Here is a 559-nt window from a genome sequence, read left to right as displayed (position 1 = left end):
CGATGCTCGATCATGACTCCCTTTGGGGTGCCGGTAGATCCCGAGGTGTAGATCACATAGGCGAGATGGCGCGAGGTCAGGCCAAGCGCACGCGGGTCGGGATCCGAGGCCGGCAGCTTCGCCCAGGCCGATGTCGCCGTCTCGAGATCGACCACCGTCAGATCGGCCAGCGCATCGGCGCCCAGCGCGGATCGTCCCGCAGCATCGGCCAGCAACAGTTGCGGCTGCGCATCCTCAAGAACCTGCTTGAGCCGTGCGCACGGATAGGCCGGATCCAACGGCAGATAGGCGCCACCCGCCTTGAGGATTGCAAGCAGCCCCACCACCATCGCCACGCCGCGCTCAAGGCAGATCGCCACAGGCTGGTCCGGCTTCACCCCGAGCCCGATCAGATGATGCGCCAGCCGGTTCGCCCGTGCATTGAGCTCGCCATAGCTCAAGCGCTCGTCCTCATGGACCACCGCCACCGCGTCCGGCGCCTTGGCGACCTGTGCCTCGAACAGCTCATGGATGCACTGCTGCTCGGGATACGGCACCGCCGTCCGGTTCAGCTCCTCCA

1 protein-coding gene is annotated in these 559 nt (G+C 66.4%); it reads right to left on the bottom strand.

Annotated elements, in window-relative coordinates; genetic code table 11:
• A partial coding sequence (locus tag IVA74_RS01530) for an AMP-binding protein (protein WP_247339218.1) occupies positions 1 to 559 on the bottom strand: 559 nt, incomplete at both ends.

Source organism: Bradyrhizobium sp. 132 (assembly GCF_023074185.1).
Taxonomy (GTDB): Bacteria; Pseudomonadota; Alphaproteobacteria; order Rhizobiales; family Xanthobacteraceae; genus Bradyrhizobium.
Note: the sequence above shows the minus strand (reverse complement) of the source record. Positions and strands in the feature narration are given on the sequence as shown.